A 15,969-nucleotide genomic window follows, 5' to 3' on the forward strand; every position below is an offset into this window, starting at 1 on the left:
CGGCGGGCGACCGGTGGCGCCGGTGACCGCGACCCGTGCGAGGATGGGACGCCCACGCACCGGGGTGTGGGAGAACGTCGTGGTCGGAGCGGGTGCGCGGGGCGTGTCGGACGGCATTTGGCGAAAGGACCGGAGCGTACGTGAGTGAGAATCAGAACCTCCTCGCGGAGCAGCGGCGCGCCCTGATCCTGGACGAGGTTCGGCGCCGGGGCGGGGTCCGGGTCAACGAGCTGACGCGCAAGCTCGGCGTGTCGGACATGACCGTCCGCCGCGATCTCGACGCGCTCGCCCGGCAGGGCGTGCTGGAGAAGGTGCACGGCGGCGCGGTGCCCGTCGTGGAGGCGAGCACCCACGAGCCCGGCTTCGAGGCCAAGTCCGGCCTGGAGTTGTCGGCCAAGGAGGACATCGCGCGCTCGGCGGCCCAACTGGTGGCACCGGGCACGGCGATAGCGCTGTCGGGCGGTACGACGACGTACGCCCTGGCCCATCAACTGCTGGACGTGCCGGACCTCACCGTGGTCACCAACTCCGTGCGGGTCGCCGATGTCTTCCACGCGGCGCAGCGCACCTCGGGTCCCCGGCAGGGCGCGGCCACCGTGGTGCTGACCGGCGGAGTGCGCACGCCCTCCGACTCTCTGGTGGGTCCGGTGGCCGACCAGGCGATCGCGGCACTCCACTTCGACGTGCTGTTCCTCGGCGTGCACGGGATATCGGTCGAGGCCGGCCTGTCGACGCCGAACCTCGCGGAGGCCGAGACCAACCGCCGGCTCGTGCAGTCGGCGCGGCGGGTCGTGGTGGTCGCCGACCACACCAAGTGGGGTGTCGTGGGCCTGAGTTCGTTCGCCGCGCTGGAGCAGGTCGACACGCTGGTGACGGACGCCGGGCTGCCGGGCTCCGCGCGCGCGGAGATCTCCGAGCACCTGCGGCGGCTGATGGTGGCGGGCGAGCCGGAGAGCTGATCCCGTTTCGGGCCCGCGGCGCAGGCATGATCCGCTGGAGGGGCCCCCGGCGGGGCAGACATCTGACGGACCGCCAGCTATCGTGACGCTGCCCGGTCAACCACCCTCCGCCGCCAAGGGGGTTCTCGTCCATGGCTCGCCAACTGCGCCCGGTGGGGCTCGACTTCGTCGAGACCGCGCCCGTACGTCTCGTCTTCGCCCGTGAGATCTCCGCCGCCCCCGAGGCGGTGTACCGCGCCCTCGCCGAGGACGTGCCGGGCTGGGCGGAGTGGTTCTCGGCGGTGAAACGGGCCCGGCCGCTCGACGACGGCGCCCGGCGCGAGGTACGGCTCAAGGGCGGTACGCGCTTCGAGGAGACGATCCTCGCGGCCAAGGAGCCGGAGGTGTACGCCTACCGCGTCGACGCAGGCAACGCGCCGGGGCTGCGGGCTCTCGTCGAGGAGTGGCGGCTGCTGCCGGCCGGCACCGGCACGCGCGTGCGGTGGACCTTCGCCGCGGACGGGTCGGCTCCGCTCCGGCTGGTCCTGAAGGGGTCACGGGCGGCTCTCGGGCGCGCTTTCCGGGACGCGGTCACCTCACTGGACCGACGGCTCGCCTCGTAGGCCTCAGCGGGGCCAGACGCCCGTCTTCAGGAGCGAGTCGATCGCCGTCGCGTACGGCTCGATGTCCATGCCCTGCTCGGCCAGCCACGCGTCCGAGTAGTACTTGTCCAGGTAGCGGTCGCCCGGGTCGCACAGCAGTGTCACCACGCTCCCCCGGCGGCCCTCGGCCACCATCTCGGCGACGATCTTCAGCGAACTCCACAGGCCGGTGCCGGTCGAACCGCCCGCCTTGCGGCCGATCGCCCGCTCCAGGGCGCGCACGGCGGCGACGCTGGCCGCGTCCGGGACCTTCATCATCCGGTCGATCGCGCCCGGCACGAAGCTCGGCTCCATACGGGGGCGGCCGATGCCCTCGATGCGGGAGCCGCAGTCGCAGGTGACGTCCGGATCGCCGGTGGTCCAGCCCTCGAAGAAACAGGAGTTCTCCGGGTCGGCCACACAGATGCGCGTATCGCGCTGGGTGTAGTGGACGTAGCGCGCGATGGTCGCGGAGGTGCCGCCCGTGCCGGCCGTGGCCACGATCCACGCGGGCTCCGGGAACCGCTCCAACTCCAGCTGGCGGAACACGGATTCGGCGATGTTGTTGTTGCCGCGCCAGTCCGTGGCCCGTTCCGCGTAGGTGAACTGGTCCATGTAGTGGCCGCCGGTCTCGGCCGCGAGGCGGGCCGACGCCTCGTACATTTTGCGCGAGTCGTCCACGAAGTGGCACCGCCCGCCGTGGAATTCGATGAGCCGGCACTTCTCGGCGCTCGTCGTGCGGGGCATGACGGCGATGAAGGGCACGCCGATCAGCCCCGCGAAGTACGCCTCGGAGACGGCCGTCGAGCCGCTGGACGCCTCGATCACCGGGCGGCCCGGCCGGATCCAGCCGTTGCACAGCCCGTAGAGGAAGAGCGAGCGGGCGAGTCGGTGCTTGAGGCTGCCGGTGATGTGGGTCGACTCGTCCTTCAGGTACAGGTCGATGCCCCACTCATCCGGCAGCGGGAACCGGAGCAGGTGGGTGTCGGCCGAGCGGTTGGCGTCCGCCTGGACCTTGCGGACCGCCTCTTTCAGCCAGGCGCGGTAGGCGGCGTCGCTGTGGTCGACGTCGAGGGTCACGCCGGTCCGGGTCTGCTGTGGGGTGGTCACGGCGGGGGCTCCTTATGCTTCGAGCCGACGGCGCCTCGCGCGGCCGACACATCGATCATAGGCACCTTCCGCACGCTTCTCACCTGCATAAACACACCTTTGGGCAGCTCAAAGGCAGCCCTGGGGCAGGAGTGCGCCCTCGCACGGGGCGCATTCGCGCGAGTGCTCCGGGTGCCGGGGTCGCGGTGCCCAGGCGCACTGGTGCTCGACGCCGGGCGCGGGCAGACTTCATCGAAGGGGGCGCACACTGGATCACGAGACGAGCTGGATCACGACACCGGCCGGATCAAGACCCGTGCAGGATCACGGTCCGGCGCACCGGACGCACACGAGGGGGCGGAGCGGCATGGCGGAGCCCGAGTTCACGGCCAAGGGCGTGGGGATAGGGAAGCGGCTGCGTTCGCTCACCCGCGCCGGGCAGGTCCGGATCAGCGACGGCCGGCTGGAGTTGCTCACCAGCTACGGCAGCGAGATCGACAGCGCACCGGTGCAGGCGGTGCGCGCCTCCAAGCCCTGGTTCGCGCCGGACGGCCGGGCGCTCGCGGACCTCAACGGCAAGCGGTATTTGCTGACACTCGGCGACCACGATCCCGCCCCCGGCGAACCGGGGCCGCCCGCGGCCCGCCGGTTCATCGAGGCCGTGCGCAAGGCCGCGCGGCGCGGCGGCTGACACACCTCGGCGGACAGCCGGCCGACCTCGGCAGGGCGGGGTGGCCCACCGCGAGTTGCGGTACCGCACCCCCTGCGTCACGCTGGTCTCACGTCACTCTGGGTTTACCGGCGATAACGCTGCGAACCAGCCCGCCGGACACGACAGCAGGCGGCCGTTTTTGCCGGGGTCCCTGCTGGATCCGAACTCCGTGTTCTTCCGGACCTTCTCAGTCGGGGAGTCGCAGCCGTGATCAGTCACCCAAGCAGGCACTGCACGGTGGAGCTCCATGCCCTGCCGTCGCGGATCGGCCAGGTCCGCAGAATCGTCTCTGCGCAATTGCGCTACTGGCATCTGGATCCCTTGATAGACCACGCCGCACTCGGCGTGACCGAGCTGTTGACCAACGTCCACCGGCACGCGCAGCCCGACAAGCTGTGCACCGTGGAGATCGAGCTGCTGCTCGACCGGCTCACGGTCTCGGTGCACGACCACGACCCCCGCCTTCCCGAGGTACGGGACGTGGACCCCTCCTCCACCAGCGGGCGCGGGCTCGCCATGGTGGCCGCGGTGAGCGAGAGCTGGGGGGTGCGTGCGGACGGCGAGTCGGGCAAGGTCGTCTGGTTCACCCTGCCCGCCGCGCAGCCGCCGGTCGCCACGCCGGGGCGTATGCGGCGACGGGTGACCGAGAAGCCGGGTCAACGTTTTGCGGACGTCGAACACGGGGTCGATGTCCGTCGGGCGGGGCATGCTGCCGCTCGGTCTGCCGTAGCGGGGTGAGTGGCGGAGCCGGTAGCTCCTCCACTCACCCCGCCAGGCTCCGTCGCTCGGTCACTCCGTGGCGATCGCCCGCAGTATGTCCAGGCGGGCCGCCCTCCTGGCCGGGCGCCAGCCTGCCAGGGCGCCGGCTGCCAGGCCCACCAGGGCCACGATCAGCAGCTGTACGGGTGGGATCGCGAAGGCGAAAGCGCTGTCGCTCGCGCCGTCCGAGGCCTCTACGAGAACCCAGCCGAGGAAGGCGCCCAGGGCCAGGCCCCCCACCGTGCCGAAGGCTGCCACCAGGACCGACTCCCAGCGGACCATGGCCCGCAGTTGGGACCGGGTCTGGCCGACGGCTCGCAACAGGCCCAGTTCGCGGGTGCGTTCGTGGATCGCCAGGGTCAGTGTGTTGGCGATGCCCAGGAGGGCGATGAGGACCGCGAGGGCCAGCAGGGCGTAGACCAGGGTGAGCATCATGTCGATGCCTCCGGCCGAGGACTGCGCGTACTCGTCGCGGGTCTGCACCTCCGGATTGCCGTAGCCGTCCGCGACCTTCTGTACGGCCGCCTTGCCCGCGTCGGCGTTCACGCCGTCCTTGAAGGAGACGGCGACCAGGGTGTCGGAGTCCTGGGTGCGGTGCGGGGCCCAGGCGGCACGGGTGATGACGTAGTCGCCGGCGAGTTCCGACTGGCCGTACACCGCGCGGACCGTGAAGCTCTCCTTCCTGCCGTCGGTGAAGGTGAGTTGGGCCTTGTCGCCGGTGGTGAGGTGCTGCTTCTCGGCCTCGTTCCTGGTGATGGCGATGCCGTCGCTGCCGAGGGCGCCCATCGAGCCGTCGACCGTGCCGAGGTCGAAGGTGCGTCGCAGGGCGGTCGGGTCGGTGACCGTCAACGCCCTTCCCTTGCCGTCGACTTCGGCGACCCCGCGGCCCAGGCCCACGGCCGTGTCGACCTCGGGCAGCTGCTGGACCGCGCCGGCGAGACGGGGGCTGAGTCCGCTGCCGCCGGCGCCGAACGACGGTGTGCTCACCGCGACATCGCCCGCGAACGAACGGGACACGGTCTGGTCCATGGTGGCCTTGAGCGAGGCCCCGAAGACGGTGAACAGGGCGACCACGGCCACGCCGATCATCAAGGCGCTCGCGGTGGCGGCCGTCCGCTTGGGGCTGCGCAGGGCGTTGCGCCGGGCCAGGCCGCCGGTGACACCGCGCAGCCTGTCGAGAGGACCACCCAGGACGCGTACGGCCGTCGACGAGGCGACCGGGCCGAGGACCACGAAGGCGACCAGGGCCAGTACGGCGCCAAGTCCCGCCAGCCACAGGGACGGTGAGATCAGGACGCCGGTGAGCGTCGCCGCGACGGCGAGGGCACCCAGGCCCGCTCCGGCGACGGCACGCGCGCGAGAGGCACCCGAGGAGTCGACGGCGGTCTCGCGCAGGGCCGCCAGCGGGGCGGTGCGTCCGGCGCGGGCGGCGGGGAGGAGGGCGGAGCCGAGGCAGACCACGATGCCCACGGCGAGCGGCAGCGCCATGGACAGCGCGCTGATCACCAAGTCGCCCTTGGGGAACGGGAATCCGATCGCCGGGAACAGCGCCTGCAGCCCGGCCGCGATACCGATGCCGCCCGCCAGGCCGGCGGCCGAGGCGGTCACGGCCACGACGGTCGCCTCGACCAGGGTGGACGCGGTGACCTGGCGGCGGGAGGCACCCAGGGCGCGCAACAGGGCGTTCTCGCGGGTGCGTTGGGCGACGACGATCGCGAAGGTGTTGTGGATGGAGAAGGTCGCCACGAGCAGGGCGATGCCGGAGAAGACCAGCAGGAAGGTGGTGAAGATGGTCAGGAACTGGCTGGAGATCATGTCGGTGTTCTCCTGCGCCGACTCCTGACCGGTGATGGCCTCAATTCCCTTCGGCAGTACGGGAGTCAGTCGGTCGGCAAGTTCCTTCTCGCTCACTCCGGGCCCTGCCCGCACCTGGATGCTCGACGCCTCGCCGGGCCTGGCCGTGAGGTACTTCTCGGCGTCGGCGCGGGTCATGCCGGTGAAGGTCACCTGGGCCATGCCGTCCTCGCCGCCGAAGGTCGCGAGGCCGACGATGGTCACCTGGACCGGGTCCGGGGTGCGCAGGGTGGTCGTGTCGCCGATCTTCAGGTCGCCCTTGTCGGCGGCCCCTCGGTTGACGACGACCTCGCCCGACTTCCGCGGGGCGCGGCCTTCGGCGAGTTGGTACGCGTTGAGCTTCGGGTCGGTGATCCAGTTGCCGGCGAGGGTGGGCGGGCCCTGGCCGCCGATGGCCTTGCCGTTCTTGCCGACGAGCTGGCCGGCGCCCTGGATCTCGGGCTCGGCGGAGGCCACGCCGGGCACCTTCGCGAGGGTGTCGGCGAGGTCCGTGGCCACCGGCTGGCGTACGCCCTGGCTCTCGCCCGGTGTGGTGATGTCGTCGGCGCTGCGGACCACGGCGTCCGTGCCGCTGGTCGCGTTGCCGAACATGGTGTCGAAGCTGGCGCGCAGGGTGTCACCCATGACGAGGGTGCCGGCCAGGAAGGCGACGCCCAGGAACACGGCGAGGAAGGTGCCGGCGAAGCGCCGCTTGTGGGCTCGCAGGGAGGACACGCTCAGGCGGACGGAGGCGTTCATGACGGCACCTCGAAGGCTTTCATGCGGTCCAGGACCTTGTCGGCGGTCGGGGATTCCATCCGGTCGACCAAGCACCCGTCGGCGAGGAAGACAACCTCGTCGGCGTGGGCGGCGGCGACCGGGTCGTGGGTGACCATGACGACCGTGCGGGACGTCTGGCGCGCGGCGCGACCGAGCAGGCCGAGGACCTCGCCACCCGCGCGGGAGTCGAGGTTGCCGGTCGGCTCGTCGGCGAAGACGACGTCCGGCTGCCCGGCGAACGCCCGCGCCACGGCGACGCGTTGCTGCTGGCCGCCGGAGAGTTCGGAGGGCCGGTGGTGGAGGCGGTCTCGCAGGCCGACGACGTCGATCAGCGCGTCGAGCCACTCCGAGTCGCCGTTGCCGGCGCCCGCGAGGTCGAGGGGCAGCCTGATGTTCTCCGCGACGGTGAGCGTGGGCACCAGGTTGAAGGCCTGGAACACGAAACCGACGCGGTCGCGGCGCAGGAGGGTGAGGCGGCGGTCGTCCAGCGTGCCCAGGTCGGTGTCGCCGATGTACGCGGCGCCGGAGGTGAGCGTGTCGAGGCCGGCCGCGCAGTGCATGAGCGTGGACTTGCCGGAGCCCGAGGGCCCCATGATCGCGGTGAAGCGACCGACCGGGAAGTCGACGCTCACCCCGTCCAGGGCCCTCACCTCGGTGTCGCCGCGGCCGTACACCTTCACGGCCTCGACGACCCGGGCGGCCGTCCGCGTGGCGGTCGCGGTGGTCATGCGGCACCGCCCTTGCCCGACGTGCGGCCGAACTGCTCGTCCAGGACGGACAGCCGGCGCCAGTACTCGTCCTCGTCGATCTCACCGGCCGCGAAGCGACGGCCCAGCACGGCGAGGGGCGAGTCGCCCGAGGGGCGGGTGTCCTCGAAGCCGCGCCACGGTCCGCGCCGGCCACGCCAGACGGTGCGGCGCAGCAGGGTGACGACGCCGACCACGACGGCCGCCCAGATCAGCGGGAAGAACAGGATCCACGGGCCGGGTCCGTTGCCGTTCCAGTTCGCAAGGGTCTCCATGTCGATTCATCTCCAAGAGGTCTGGCGCCCCGGTGGGGGCTTCCGGTGATGTACCGAGACTGGCTCCGGGGAGGGGTCCGGGTCGTCGTACGGCCAGCGGCAGTGGGCGTACCTCCCGGGGAGTACGCCGGTTCGTTCCCGCTGCTCCCTGAACCTTGGAATTCTGTACCTACTGGTATGTACAGTGTGTGTATGAGCACCTCGGAGCGACTGATCGAGTCCACCCGTGAGCTGCTGTGGGAGCGCGGTTACGTGGGCACCAGCCCCAAGGCGATCCTGGAGCGCGCGGGCGCCGGACAGGGCAGCATGTACCACCACTTCAAGGGGAAGCCGGACCTCGCCCTGGCTGCGATCCGGCGGACGGCCGAGGAGTTGCGGGCTACCGCCGAGGGAGTACTCGACGGTCCGGGGACGCCGTACGAGCGGATCGCGGCATATCTGCGCCGCGAGCGTGACGTGCTGCGCGGCTGTCCGATCGGGCGTCTCACGATGGACCCGGACGTCATCGCCAGCGACGAGCTGCGCGCACCGGTGGACGAGACGCTCGACCTGATCCGGGAGCGGCTCGCCGGGATCGTCGAAGAGGGCAAGGAGCAGGGGCAGTTCGCGCCATCGCTGGACGGCGAGGAGATCGCCGCGACCGTCCTCGCGACCGTGCAGGGCGGTTATGTCCTCGCCCGCGCCTCCGGTAACCCCGCCGCCTTCGACACCGCCGTCCGAGGCCTGCTCTCCCTGCTCGCACCGCGATAGGAAGGCATCCGATGCACGCCATGCAGTACGAGTTGACCCTGCCCGCCGACTACGACATGGCCGTCATCCGCGACCGGGTCGCCCGCATAGGCCATCTCCTCGACGACTGGGACGGCCTCGGCATCAAGGCGTATCTCGTGCGCGAGCGCGGGGTGAACGGCTCGCCGGTCAACCAGTACGCGCCGTTCTACCTCTGGAACACCGTGGAGGGCATGAACACCTTCCTCTGGGGAGGCGCCTTCCAGGGGCTCAGCAACGACTTCGGGCGGCCGTCGATCCGACAGTGGACCGGTCTGGCGTACGAGGAGGGCGGCGCCGCCGACTCACCCGCGCGGTTCGCCGTGCGACGGCGTCAACCGGTGCCGGAGGGCGTGGAGTTGGCGGAGGTCATGGCGGACGCGGTGCGGGAGACGGAGCGGTTGGCCGGTGCTGACGGGGCGGTGCTCGCGGCGACGGCCGTCGACACGGGCCGCTGGGAGTCGGTGCACTTCTCGCTCTGGGAGCACGACGCGCCCAAGGCCGAGGGGGACGTGTTCGAGGTGCTGCACCTGTCGGCGCCGGGTCGGGACCGGCTACCGGGCGGGCGGCAGTGGTGAGCACGGTCCGTACGGTTCTCGGGGATGTGGATCCGGGGCGCCTTGGTGTGTGCGACGCGCACGACCATCTGTTCCTCAGCAGCCCGCAGTTGCCCGGTCAGGAGCTGAACGACGGCGCCGCGGCGCGGGACGAGTTGGAGGCGTTCCGCGCGGCCGGTGGGTCGGCTGTCGTGCAGTGGACGCCGTACGGGATGGGGCGGCGGGTCGCCGACCTGCCACAGCTGTCCCGGGCCGCCGGGGTGCACATCGTCTGCGCGACGGGGTTGCACCAGGCCGCGCACTACGCGCCGGAGCTGCTGAAGGCGCTGCGCGGGAAGCTGGCCGACGTCTTCGTCGCCGAACTCACCGACGGCATCGGCACGTCGGGGGTGCGGGCGGGGCTGATCAAGGTGGCCGGCGGCTTCCACGCGCTCGACGCGCACGCTCGCTGGACCATGACGGCGGCGGCCGAGGCCCAGCGTGCGACGGACGCGCCCATCGCCGTTCACCTGGAGCTGGGCACGGGCGCGCTCGACGTACTCGACCTGCTCTGCGGGGAGTTGGGCGTGCCGCCGCACCGGGTGATCCTCGGCCACCTCAACCGCTCCCCCGATCTCGTGGTCCAGCGCCGGGCCGCCGAGTCCGGCTGCTGGCTGGCCTTCGACGGCCCGTCCCGCAGCCATCACGCGACCGACTGGCGTATGCCGGACGCCGTACGGGCCCTCGCCGAGGCCGGATTCGGCGACCGGCTGCTGCTCGGTGGGGACACGGTGGTCGCCGGGGCGCGGTCGGTCGACGGCGGGCCGGGGATGCCGTATCTGCTGAGGCGGGTACGACCGCGCCTCGTGCTGGATCTGGGTGAGGACCTGACGAACCGGATTCTGACGGAGAACCCGGCCGGTGCCTTCGCCGTCGAGTGGCGGTGAGTGCCGGCGGGGACAGCTGCCGGGGTCAGGTGAGGTGGGCCGGGATGCGGTGGTCCGGGGTGCCGTCCTTGGCCAGGATCCAGTGGGCGTCGGCGACCGCGCGGTACAGCGTGAGCCCGAAGGCTTCCCCCATGTCGGCCGCTGTCCAGACCAAACCGCCGTGGTGGACCGAGCGTTGGGAGAAGACGTCGATCGCGCGCTCGATCTCGGACTCGTCCACCACCTGCGCGGCGACGGCGGACATGTACGCGCCCTGACCGGTGCCGATCGGGGCCGAGGAGTCGAAGACCGCGATGCCCACCTCGGGGCGTACCGCGATGTTGTGGGAGTGCGTGGCCTGCGGTGAGGAGACCCAGATGAACTCCCGCCAGTCCACGTGCGCGAAGTAGACGGGCGTGCTCCACGGCCGTCCGTCCTGGTCGGCCGTGGCCAGCACCATGTACAGGCTCTTCTCGACGATGCCGCGCGCGATCTCTGCGGGCGTTGCGGTGGCGGGCATGTCAGCGGCTCCGGTGGTAGGTGAGGGCGAAGTCGTGCTCCCAGGGGGCCGAGGTGTCCTTCGCGGTCTCCCATGCGCCACGGATGGTGTTGCCGTCGGCGCTGAACTGCCCGGTGAACCGCTGGCGGAACGACAGAGGTGTGAAGTCCGGGGTCTCCCGCACCAGTTGCCACAGCCCGTCGACGAAGGTCATCGCGTACACCCGGACAACACCGCGGCTGTCGAAGTAGTGCTGTGTGTATCCGTCGGTCTCCGGGTCGGCCGCGATGACGGACATGGTGTCCGGCGCCTCGGCGACCGGCACCTCGCTGCGCTGCACGAGGAATCGTCCGTCCAGGGTCCACTCGAACACGCTGCGGCCCCTGGGCGCCGTTCGGCCGGGGAAGTCCGCTTCGATTTCCCACTCGCCGACCAGGACGTCCAATCGCGTCAGAGCCTCCTGCCGTGCCGGTCCGTTCACCGCGCACACCTCCCTCTCCTTGATCGCATCGATCGTCCGCGCTCGTCACGTGTAGGACGGCGGCTGCGAGCGAAACTCATCGGTGCCGGTGTGTGGCGCCGGTGGAGAGGGAGGCGTGCGGGACCGAACACCTACGCCACGGAGATGTCCACCGACGGCCGCAGCTTCGCCGCCGCCGACAGGGCCTCGTGGGCCGGGTGGGTGTCGAAGGCCGTCAACAGGGCTTCGTCCGCGGGGAGTTCGGCCGCCGGGTAGGCGATCTGCTCGAAGGCAGCCTGGAAGCGGGGGCCCCAGCGGCGGGTGCCGAGGCGGGCCGTGCGGGAGCAGTTGTCGACCATGAAGGCCACGTTCCGTGCGTGCATGTAGGGCAGCAGGGAGTCGACGGCCTCGATGACGGACTCGTTGACGATCTCCGACCAAGGGTGGCCGCGTTCGGCGAACTCGTCGATCTGGGCGGTCATGGTGGCGACGAACACGCCGGCGGTGAACGGGTCGACGGGCACGTCGTGTTCGGCACGGCGGGCGTGCGCCCGGTCGCTCACGGACCACATCGGGGAGCCGCCGATCGCGCTCATCGGACGGTTGCCGAGCCGGCGTTCGGCGAGGATCACGCTGCGCAGTTCGGTGCCGTCGGCGACCTCGTCGTAGATCTCGGCGATGATCTCGCGGGCCGGACCGTACGTGGCCGTGTAGGCGCGGTCGAAGACGTCACGGCCGGCCGGGTCGAGGTTCTCGCGTACGGCGCGCAGGCCCCGGTGGGAGATGGTGCGGGCGATCGGGCCGGTGATGTTCTCGCAGGAGCGCTCGTAGGCGGTGACGGGGTCGTCCCCGGCGAGGCGGCAGCGGGTGTAGAGGCTCTCGACGATGCCGTGGACGGCGCCGAGGAGGATGGCGCGTTCGCCGACGATGTCCGAGCGGTACTCGCTGTCGAGGGTGGTCCGGAAGGTGTACGGCGAGCCGAGCGCCACCGACCAGCCGAGCGCGAGGTCCGTGGCGCGTCCGTCGGGGTCGGCCTGCACGGCGAAGCTGCTGTTGATGCCGGCGCCGTTGATCTCCTCGCCCTGCCGGTACAGCCGCCGTACCGAGTCGCCCATGCCCTTGGGGCACACGGCGATCACCCCGTGTCCGGGCGGGAACTCCCCGCCCGTCACCCGGAGATGGCCGAGCAGGAAGCCGTGCGAGAGACCGATCACGGCCCCGGGCTTGAGGACGGCGAAGATCTCCTCATGGTGCGCCGCGAGCGCGGCATCCGCGATCAGCAGGACGACGAGGTCGCTGTCGGCGGCGACGGCGAGCCAGTCGCCGAGCGTGCCGTCCTCCTCGGTGAAGCCCTGGGTCCGTGCGTCGGCGGCCGACGCGGAGCCCGGGCGCAGTCCGACGGCCACCTGGATGTCCGTACCGGCCAGCGAGTCCCTGAGGTTGAGCGCCTGGGCGCGGCCCTGCGGACCCCAGCCGAGGACGCCGACGCGGCGAACCCCGGCGAAGGCCTGAGGGAGCAGCGGGAAGAGGTGCCGTCCGCCGCGCAGAACGGTCTCCGTGCCTCCGGGCACGTCCATCGTTTCGAGGGGGAAGACGTGGGAGGTGTACGTGGTGGTCATGGTCGAGTTGTAGGCTCCGGGCAGGTGTTGCAGCAAGCGCAACTTGTGCAGCGCGTCGTTGCGTGAGGTGAAACGGCGAGGTCAGGGGATGCGGGACGATCATCAGGAGCTGCGTCTCTTCCTGCATCTGGCGCAGACCCTGAATTTCGGGCGGACGAGCCTCGACTGCCATGTCAGTCCGGCCACGCTCACGCGCACGGTGCAGCGGCTGGAGGCGGACCTGGGTCATCGGCTGTTCGAGCGGGGACCGCGCGGGGTGTCGCTGACCGCCGAGGGTCACCGGTATCGCGAATACGCCGTCCAGGCACTGGAGTTGTGGCGCTCCTACCGCGAGGAGCATCCCGCGCCGGCCGAACTCACCGGCCGTCTCGCGGTGTTCGCCACGGTGACCGCCTGCCAGGCGCTGCTGCCCGACCTGTTGGCGCCGTTCCGGGCCGCCCACCCGCAGGTCCGGCTCGACCTGCGGACCGGCGACGCGGCGGCCGCCCTGGCCCGGCTGGACGAGGGTGAGGTGGACGCGGCCGTCGCGGGGATCCCGGCGCGGCTGCCGGAGGCGCTGGTGAGCCGCACGGTGGCGGTGACCGAGCTGGTCCTCGTCACGGCCCGGGACCGGCCGGACCCCGGTCTCGACGGGCCTTTCGTCCTGCCCCACCGCGGCCTGGTGCGCGACGCGGCCGACCGGTGGTTCCGTGCCCGTGGCAGAACGCCCGAGGTGGCGTGCGAGCCGGACGGCCACGAGGGGCTGCTGACGCTGGTCGCGCTGGGCTGCGGCACGGGCGTGGTCCCCCGGCTCGTACTCGACCACAGTGCGGTGCGGGACCGGCTGGCGGTGCTGCCCGCCGATCCGGCACCGGAGCCGTTCCCGATCGGGCTGTGCGTGCGGAGGGCGGATCTGCGGCGGCCGTCGGTGGCGGCCCTGTGGATGCCCGTGCCCGTGCCGGTGACTTTGCGCCGGTGACTCAGGGCGTGGCCCTGCCCAGGTCGAGCCGCTCGACGCGCTCCACGTTCCGCCGGTCCTCGGTGTCCTCGCTCGCCTGGCCGGCGAACCAGGCGTCGAGGATCTCCCCGAGCAGCGGTTCGGACGTCAGGCGCAGGCTGAGCGCCAGCACGTTGGCGTCGTTCCAGCGGCGGGCGCCGTCCGCCGTGTAGGCGTCCGTGCACAGGGCCGCCCGTACGCCCGGCACCTTGTTCGCGGCGATGGACGCGCCGGTGCCGGTCCAGCAGCACACGACGGCCTGGTCGGAGGTCCCGGCGGCGACGTCCTGGGCGGCGGCCGACGAGCACGCGGCCCACTGCGGGTCGTCCCCGGGGGCCAGTGCCCCGTGGGCCACCACCTCGTGCCCGCGCTTGCGCAGCTCCGCGACGAGGGCGCGGGCCACGGGTTCGTCCATGTCCGAGGAAACGGAGATCCGCATGCCCCGGAGCCTACGCGACCGGCCCTAGGCAAGGGCTCCCAGCGGGTCGTCCAGGACCGGCTGCCAGGCCAACTCGGCCGCTCCGACAAGGCTGTTGTGGTCGAGGGTGCAGGGCAGGATGGGGACGCCGCCGCTCTGGCCCCACAGGCTGCGGTCGGCGACGACCGCGCGCAGCCGCTCGGGGTCGGCGTCCAGGAGCGTGCGGTGCAGGCCGCCGAGGATGATGCGGTCGGGGTTGAGGATGTTCACCAGGCCGGCGAGGCCGAGGCCGAGGCGGTCGATGAGGGTCTCGGTGGCCGTGCGGATCGACGGGTCGTCGTAGTGGTTGCTGATCAGGTCGATGGCCTGCTGGAGGAGCGACACCACGGGGCCGGGGTCGCGGTCGGCGGCGGTGAGGAAGGCCAGCGGGTCGGCCTCGACGTCGAGGCAGCCGCGGCTGCCGCAGTGGCAGGGGCGGCCCTCGGGATTGACGGTGAGGTGGCCGACCTCCAGGGCCAGGCCCGAACTGCCCGTGTGCAGACGGCCGTCCAGCACCAGCGCCCCGCCCACACCCCGGTGCCCGGTGGCCACGCAGAGCAGGTCCCGGGCGCCGCGGCCCGCTCCGTGCCGGTGTTCGGCGAGCGCGGCCAGGTTCACGTCGTTGCCCGCGAACGCCGGTCCGGTGATGCCCGCGGCGTGCACGCACTCCGCGAAGATCCGGCGCACGGGTGCGCCCGCGGGCCAGGCCAGGTGCAGCGGGTTGAGGGCCAGGCCCTCCGGTTCGGCGACCGCCGAGGGCACGGCGAGACCCGCGCCGACGCATCGCAGGCCCGTCTCGCGCAGCAGTTCGGCGCCCGCCTCCACTACCGAGCCGAGCACCTTGGCCGGGTCGGCGTCGACGGTCTCGCAGCCGGGCGCGGTGGCGACGATCCGGCCGCCGAGGCCGACCAGGGCCGCTCGGAACCCGTCGGCGTGCACCTGCGCGGCCAGCGCGACGGGCCCGTCGTCCGCGACGGCGAGCCGGTGCGAGGGTCGGCCCTGCGAACCGGCCGCCGCACCGGGCCGGGCATCGACCCGGATCAGCCCGAGCGCCTCCAGCTCCGCGGCGACCGCGCCGGCCGTCGCCCGCGTCACGCCCAGCTCGGCGGTGAGCACCGCCCTGGTCGGCGCACGCCCGGTGTGTACGAGCTCCAGCGCAGGCCCGAGCGCACCGCGCCCGCGGTCCAACCGCGCTCTCGAGGTGGTCCCTTCCCCCGCCGGCCGGGGGTCAGCCTTGCCGCTCATGAAGGCGAGTCTCCCATGATCCGCAGGTGCGGCGGCTACAGGCCGCCGACCCGGAGCGTGATGTTCAGCCGCCCTGTCAGCCCCAGGTCCGGTGGCGCGGTACCCGGGTGCACCCTGGGCACCCCGTGGTACGCGAGACGGGACGGTCCGCCGAAGACGAACAGGTCGCCGCTGCGCAGTTCGACGTCCGTGTACGGCTTGGTACGGGTCTCGGGGTTGCCGAAGCGGAAGACGCAGGTGTCGCCCAGGCTCAGGGACACCACCGGGGCGTCCGACTTCTCGTCGGCGTCACGGTGCATGCCCATGCGGGCATCGCCGTCGTAGAAGTTGATCAGGGCGATGTCGTAGTCCGCAGGCGTCGGCTGCGGCCCGAGCGCGTCGGTCACGGCCCGTCGGCCCAGCTCACCCAGCCAGGCAGGGAACGGCTTCACCGGAGCGCCGTCACCGTCGACGGCCGTACGGGCATAGGCGTACGGATACCAGTGCAGGCCGAGGCAGACCTGGCGGGCGGTCATCGTGCCGCCGCCGGGGGTGCGGACGGTGCGCAGACCGGCCGGCGGGCGGGCCCAGACGCGGCACGCCTCCACCAGCTCGCGTTGCTCACGGGGGTCCAGCCAGTGCGGTACGTGGACCGCGCCCGGCGCGACTTCGGTGCGCTCGCGGGGGAACAACTCGGCCTCGTCCATGGCCTCCATCCTGCCCGAACGGGC

General features: G+C 72.1%; 18 protein-coding genes. 8 read left to right on the top strand and 10 right to left on the bottom strand.

Annotated features, from left to right (window positions below):
* Positions 1-140: 140 nt before the first annotated feature.
* Complete coding sequence (locus M2283_RS31720) at positions 141-959, top strand: DeoR/GlpR family DNA-binding transcription regulator (RefSeq protein ID WP_280879884.1); 819 nt, start codon at positions 141-143, stop codon at positions 957-959.
* Positions 960-1,090: 131 nt separating this feature from the next.
* Entirely contained in the window at positions 1,091-1,561 is a 471-nt protein-coding gene (locus M2283_RS31725; RefSeq protein ID WP_280879885.1) for an SRPBCC family protein, read from the top strand.
* A gap of 3 nt (positions 1,562-1,564) precedes the next feature.
* On the opposite strand, the gene M2283_RS31730 is transcribed toward M2283_RS31725, so the two are convergent.
* Entirely contained in the window at positions 1,565-2,689 is a 1,125-nt protein-coding gene (locus M2283_RS31730) for a PLP-dependent cysteine synthase family protein (RefSeq protein WP_280879886.1), read from the bottom strand.
* A 346-nt stretch (positions 2,690-3,035) separates the two neighbouring features.
* On the opposite strand from M2283_RS31730, the gene M2283_RS31735 reads away from it, so the two are divergent.
* On the top strand, positions 3,036-3,359 hold the full coding sequence (locus M2283_RS31735) for a hypothetical protein (RefSeq protein ID WP_280879887.1): 324 nt from the start codon (positions 3,036-3,038) through the stop codon (positions 3,357-3,359).
* 228 nt (positions 3,360-3,587) lie between these two features.
* Positions 3,588-4,118: an ATP-binding protein gene (locus M2283_RS31740; protein ID WP_280879888.1), complete on the top strand. Its 531-nt coding sequence runs from the start codon at positions 3,588-3,590 to the stop codon at positions 4,116-4,118.
* Positions 4,119-4,169: 51 nt separating this feature from the next.
* Here M2283_RS31740 and M2283_RS31745 read toward each other — a convergent pair whose 3' ends face one another.
* From M2283_RS31745 to M2283_RS31755, 3 genes are read right to left on the bottom strand one after another with little or no spacing between them, the layout of a single operon-like run.
* The gene (locus tag M2283_RS31745) at positions 4,170-6,731 is read right to left on the bottom strand and encodes an ABC transporter permease (protein WP_280879889.1); all 2,562 of its coding nucleotides are present in this window, start codon (positions 6,729-6,731) and stop codon (positions 4,170-4,172) included.
* Entirely contained in the window at positions 6,728-7,480 is a 753-nt protein-coding gene (locus tag M2283_RS31750; protein ID WP_280879890.1) for an ABC transporter ATP-binding protein, read from the bottom strand. Before M2283_RS31750 ends, M2283_RS31745 begins: the two co-directional genes overlap by 4 nt.
* Positions 7,477-7,773 carry an SHOCT domain-containing protein gene (locus tag M2283_RS31755; protein WP_280879891.1) on the bottom strand — a complete coding sequence of 99 codons (297 nt, stop codon included), beginning with the start codon at positions 7,771-7,773 and terminating at the stop codon, positions 7,477-7,479. Before M2283_RS31755 ends, M2283_RS31750 begins: the two co-directional genes overlap by 4 nt.
* Before the next feature lie 192 nt (positions 7,774-7,965).
* Between M2283_RS31755 and M2283_RS31760 the strand changes: the two genes are divergently transcribed.
* The 3 genes from M2283_RS31760 to M2283_RS31770 are packed head-to-tail and all read left to right on the top strand — an operon-like array spanning position 7,966 to position 10,024.
* Positions 7,966-8,523, top strand: a complete 558-nt coding sequence (locus tag M2283_RS31760; RefSeq protein WP_280879892.1) for a TetR/AcrR family transcriptional regulator — start codon at positions 7,966-7,968, stop codon at positions 8,521-8,523.
* Between the two features lie 11 nt (positions 8,524-8,534).
* Positions 8,535-9,119, top strand: coding sequence for a DUF4865 family protein (locus M2283_RS31765; RefSeq protein WP_280879893.1), 585 nt, complete (start codon positions 8,535-8,537; stop codon positions 9,117-9,119).
* A complete protein-coding gene (locus M2283_RS31770) occupies positions 9,116-10,024 on the top strand; it encodes a phosphotriesterase family protein (protein ID WP_280879894.1) in 909 nt (302 codons plus the stop codon). Before M2283_RS31765 ends, M2283_RS31770 begins: the two co-directional genes overlap by 4 nt.
* A 25-nt stretch (positions 10,025-10,049) precedes the next feature.
* Here the strand turns inward: M2283_RS31770 and M2283_RS31775 are convergent, their stop codons facing one another.
* The 3 genes from M2283_RS31775 to M2283_RS31785 form a co-directional block, all read right to left on the bottom strand.
* A complete protein-coding gene (locus M2283_RS31775) occupies positions 10,050-10,523 on the bottom strand; it encodes a pyridoxamine 5'-phosphate oxidase family protein (protein ID WP_280879895.1) in 474 nt (157 codons plus the stop codon).
* A gap of 1 nt (position 10,524) precedes the next feature.
* Entirely contained in the window at positions 10,525-10,983 is a 459-nt protein-coding gene (locus M2283_RS31780) for a hypothetical protein (protein WP_280879896.1), read from the bottom strand.
* A 131-nt stretch (positions 10,984-11,114) separates the two neighbouring features.
* Positions 11,115-12,581, bottom strand: coding sequence for a ketol-acid reductoisomerase (locus M2283_RS31785; RefSeq protein ID WP_280879897.1), 1,467 nt, complete (start codon positions 12,579-12,581; stop codon positions 11,115-11,117).
* Positions 12,582-12,669: 88 nt separating this feature from the next.
* Between M2283_RS31785 and ilvY the strand changes: the two genes are divergently transcribed.
* A complete protein-coding gene (ilvY, locus tag M2283_RS31790) occupies positions 12,670-13,539 on the top strand; it encodes an HTH-type transcriptional activator IlvY (protein WP_280879898.1) in 870 nt (289 codons plus the stop codon).
* A gap of 1 nt (position 13,540) precedes the next feature.
* Here the strand turns inward: ilvY and M2283_RS31795 are convergent, their stop codons facing one another.
* Genes M2283_RS31795 through M2283_RS31805 form a run of 3 tightly spaced genes read right to left on the bottom strand, consistent with a single transcriptional unit; the run spans position 13,541 to position 15,945 of the window.
* Positions 13,541-13,996, bottom strand: a complete 456-nt coding sequence (locus tag M2283_RS31795; protein ID WP_280879899.1) for an RpiB/LacA/LacB family sugar-phosphate isomerase — start codon at positions 13,994-13,996, stop codon at positions 13,541-13,543.
* Positions 13,997-14,020: 24 nt separating this feature from the next.
* On the bottom strand, positions 14,021-15,259 hold the full coding sequence (locus M2283_RS31800) for an ROK family protein (protein WP_280879900.1): 1,239 nt from the start codon (positions 15,257-15,259) through the stop codon (positions 14,021-14,023).
* A gap of 35 nt (positions 15,260-15,294) precedes the next feature.
* A complete protein-coding gene (locus tag M2283_RS31805; protein WP_280879901.1) occupies positions 15,295-15,945 on the bottom strand; it encodes an alpha-ketoglutarate-dependent dioxygenase AlkB family protein in 651 nt (216 codons plus the stop codon).
* Positions 15,946-15,969: the final 24 nt, after the last annotated feature.

This window comes from Streptomyces pseudovenezuelae (assembly GCF_029892565.1).
GTDB classification, from domain to species: Bacteria; Actinomycetota; Actinomycetes; order Streptomycetales; family Streptomycetaceae; genus Streptomyces; species Streptomyces pseudovenezuelae_A.

Bases quoted from the DNA above. Each gene is read 5' to 3' on its own strand.
- M2283_RS31775 (WP_280879895.1), bottom strand. From the start codon at position 10,523: ATGCCCGCCACCGCAACGCCCGCAGAGATCGCGCGCGGCATCGTCGAG.
- M2283_RS31735 (WP_280879887.1), top strand. From the start codon at position 3,036: ATGGCGGAGCCCGAGTTCACGGCCAAGGGCGTGGGGATAGGGAAGCGG.
- M2283_RS31755 (WP_280879891.1), bottom strand. From the start codon at position 7,773: ATGGAGACCCTTGCGAACTGGAACGGCAACGGACCCGGCCCGTGGATC.
- M2283_RS31760 (WP_280879892.1), top strand. From the start codon at position 7,966: ATGAGCACCTCGGAGCGACTGATCGAGTCCACCCGTGAGCTGCTGTGG.
- M2283_RS31795 (WP_280879899.1), bottom strand. From the start codon at position 13,996: ATGCGGATCTCCGTTTCCTCGGACATGGACGAACCCGTGGCCCGCGCC.
- M2283_RS31765 (WP_280879893.1), top strand. From the start codon at position 8,535: ATGCACGCCATGCAGTACGAGTTGACCCTGCCCGCCGACTACGACATG.
- M2283_RS31800 (WP_280879900.1), bottom strand. From the start codon at position 15,259: ATGAGCGGCAAGGCTGACCCCCGGCCGGCGGGGGAAGGGACCACCTCG.
- ilvY (WP_280879898.1), top strand. From the start codon at position 12,670: ATGCGGGACGATCATCAGGAGCTGCGTCTCTTCCTGCATCTGGCGCAG.
- M2283_RS31725 (WP_280879885.1), top strand. From the start codon at position 1,091: ATGGCTCGCCAACTGCGCCCGGTGGGGCTCGACTTCGTCGAGACCGCG.
- M2283_RS31805 (WP_280879901.1), bottom strand. From the start codon at position 15,945: ATGGACGAGGCCGAGTTGTTCCCCCGCGAGCGCACCGAAGTCGCGCCG.
- M2283_RS31785 (WP_280879897.1), bottom strand. From the start codon at position 12,581: ATGACCACCACGTACACCTCCCACGTCTTCCCCCTCGAAACGATGGAC.
- M2283_RS31750 (WP_280879890.1), bottom strand. From the start codon at position 7,480: ATGACCACCGCGACCGCCACGCGGACGGCCGCCCGGGTCGTCGAGGCC.
- M2283_RS31745 (WP_280879889.1), bottom strand. From the start codon at position 6,731: ATGAACGCCTCCGTCCGCCTGAGCGTGTCCTCCCTGCGAGCCCACAAG.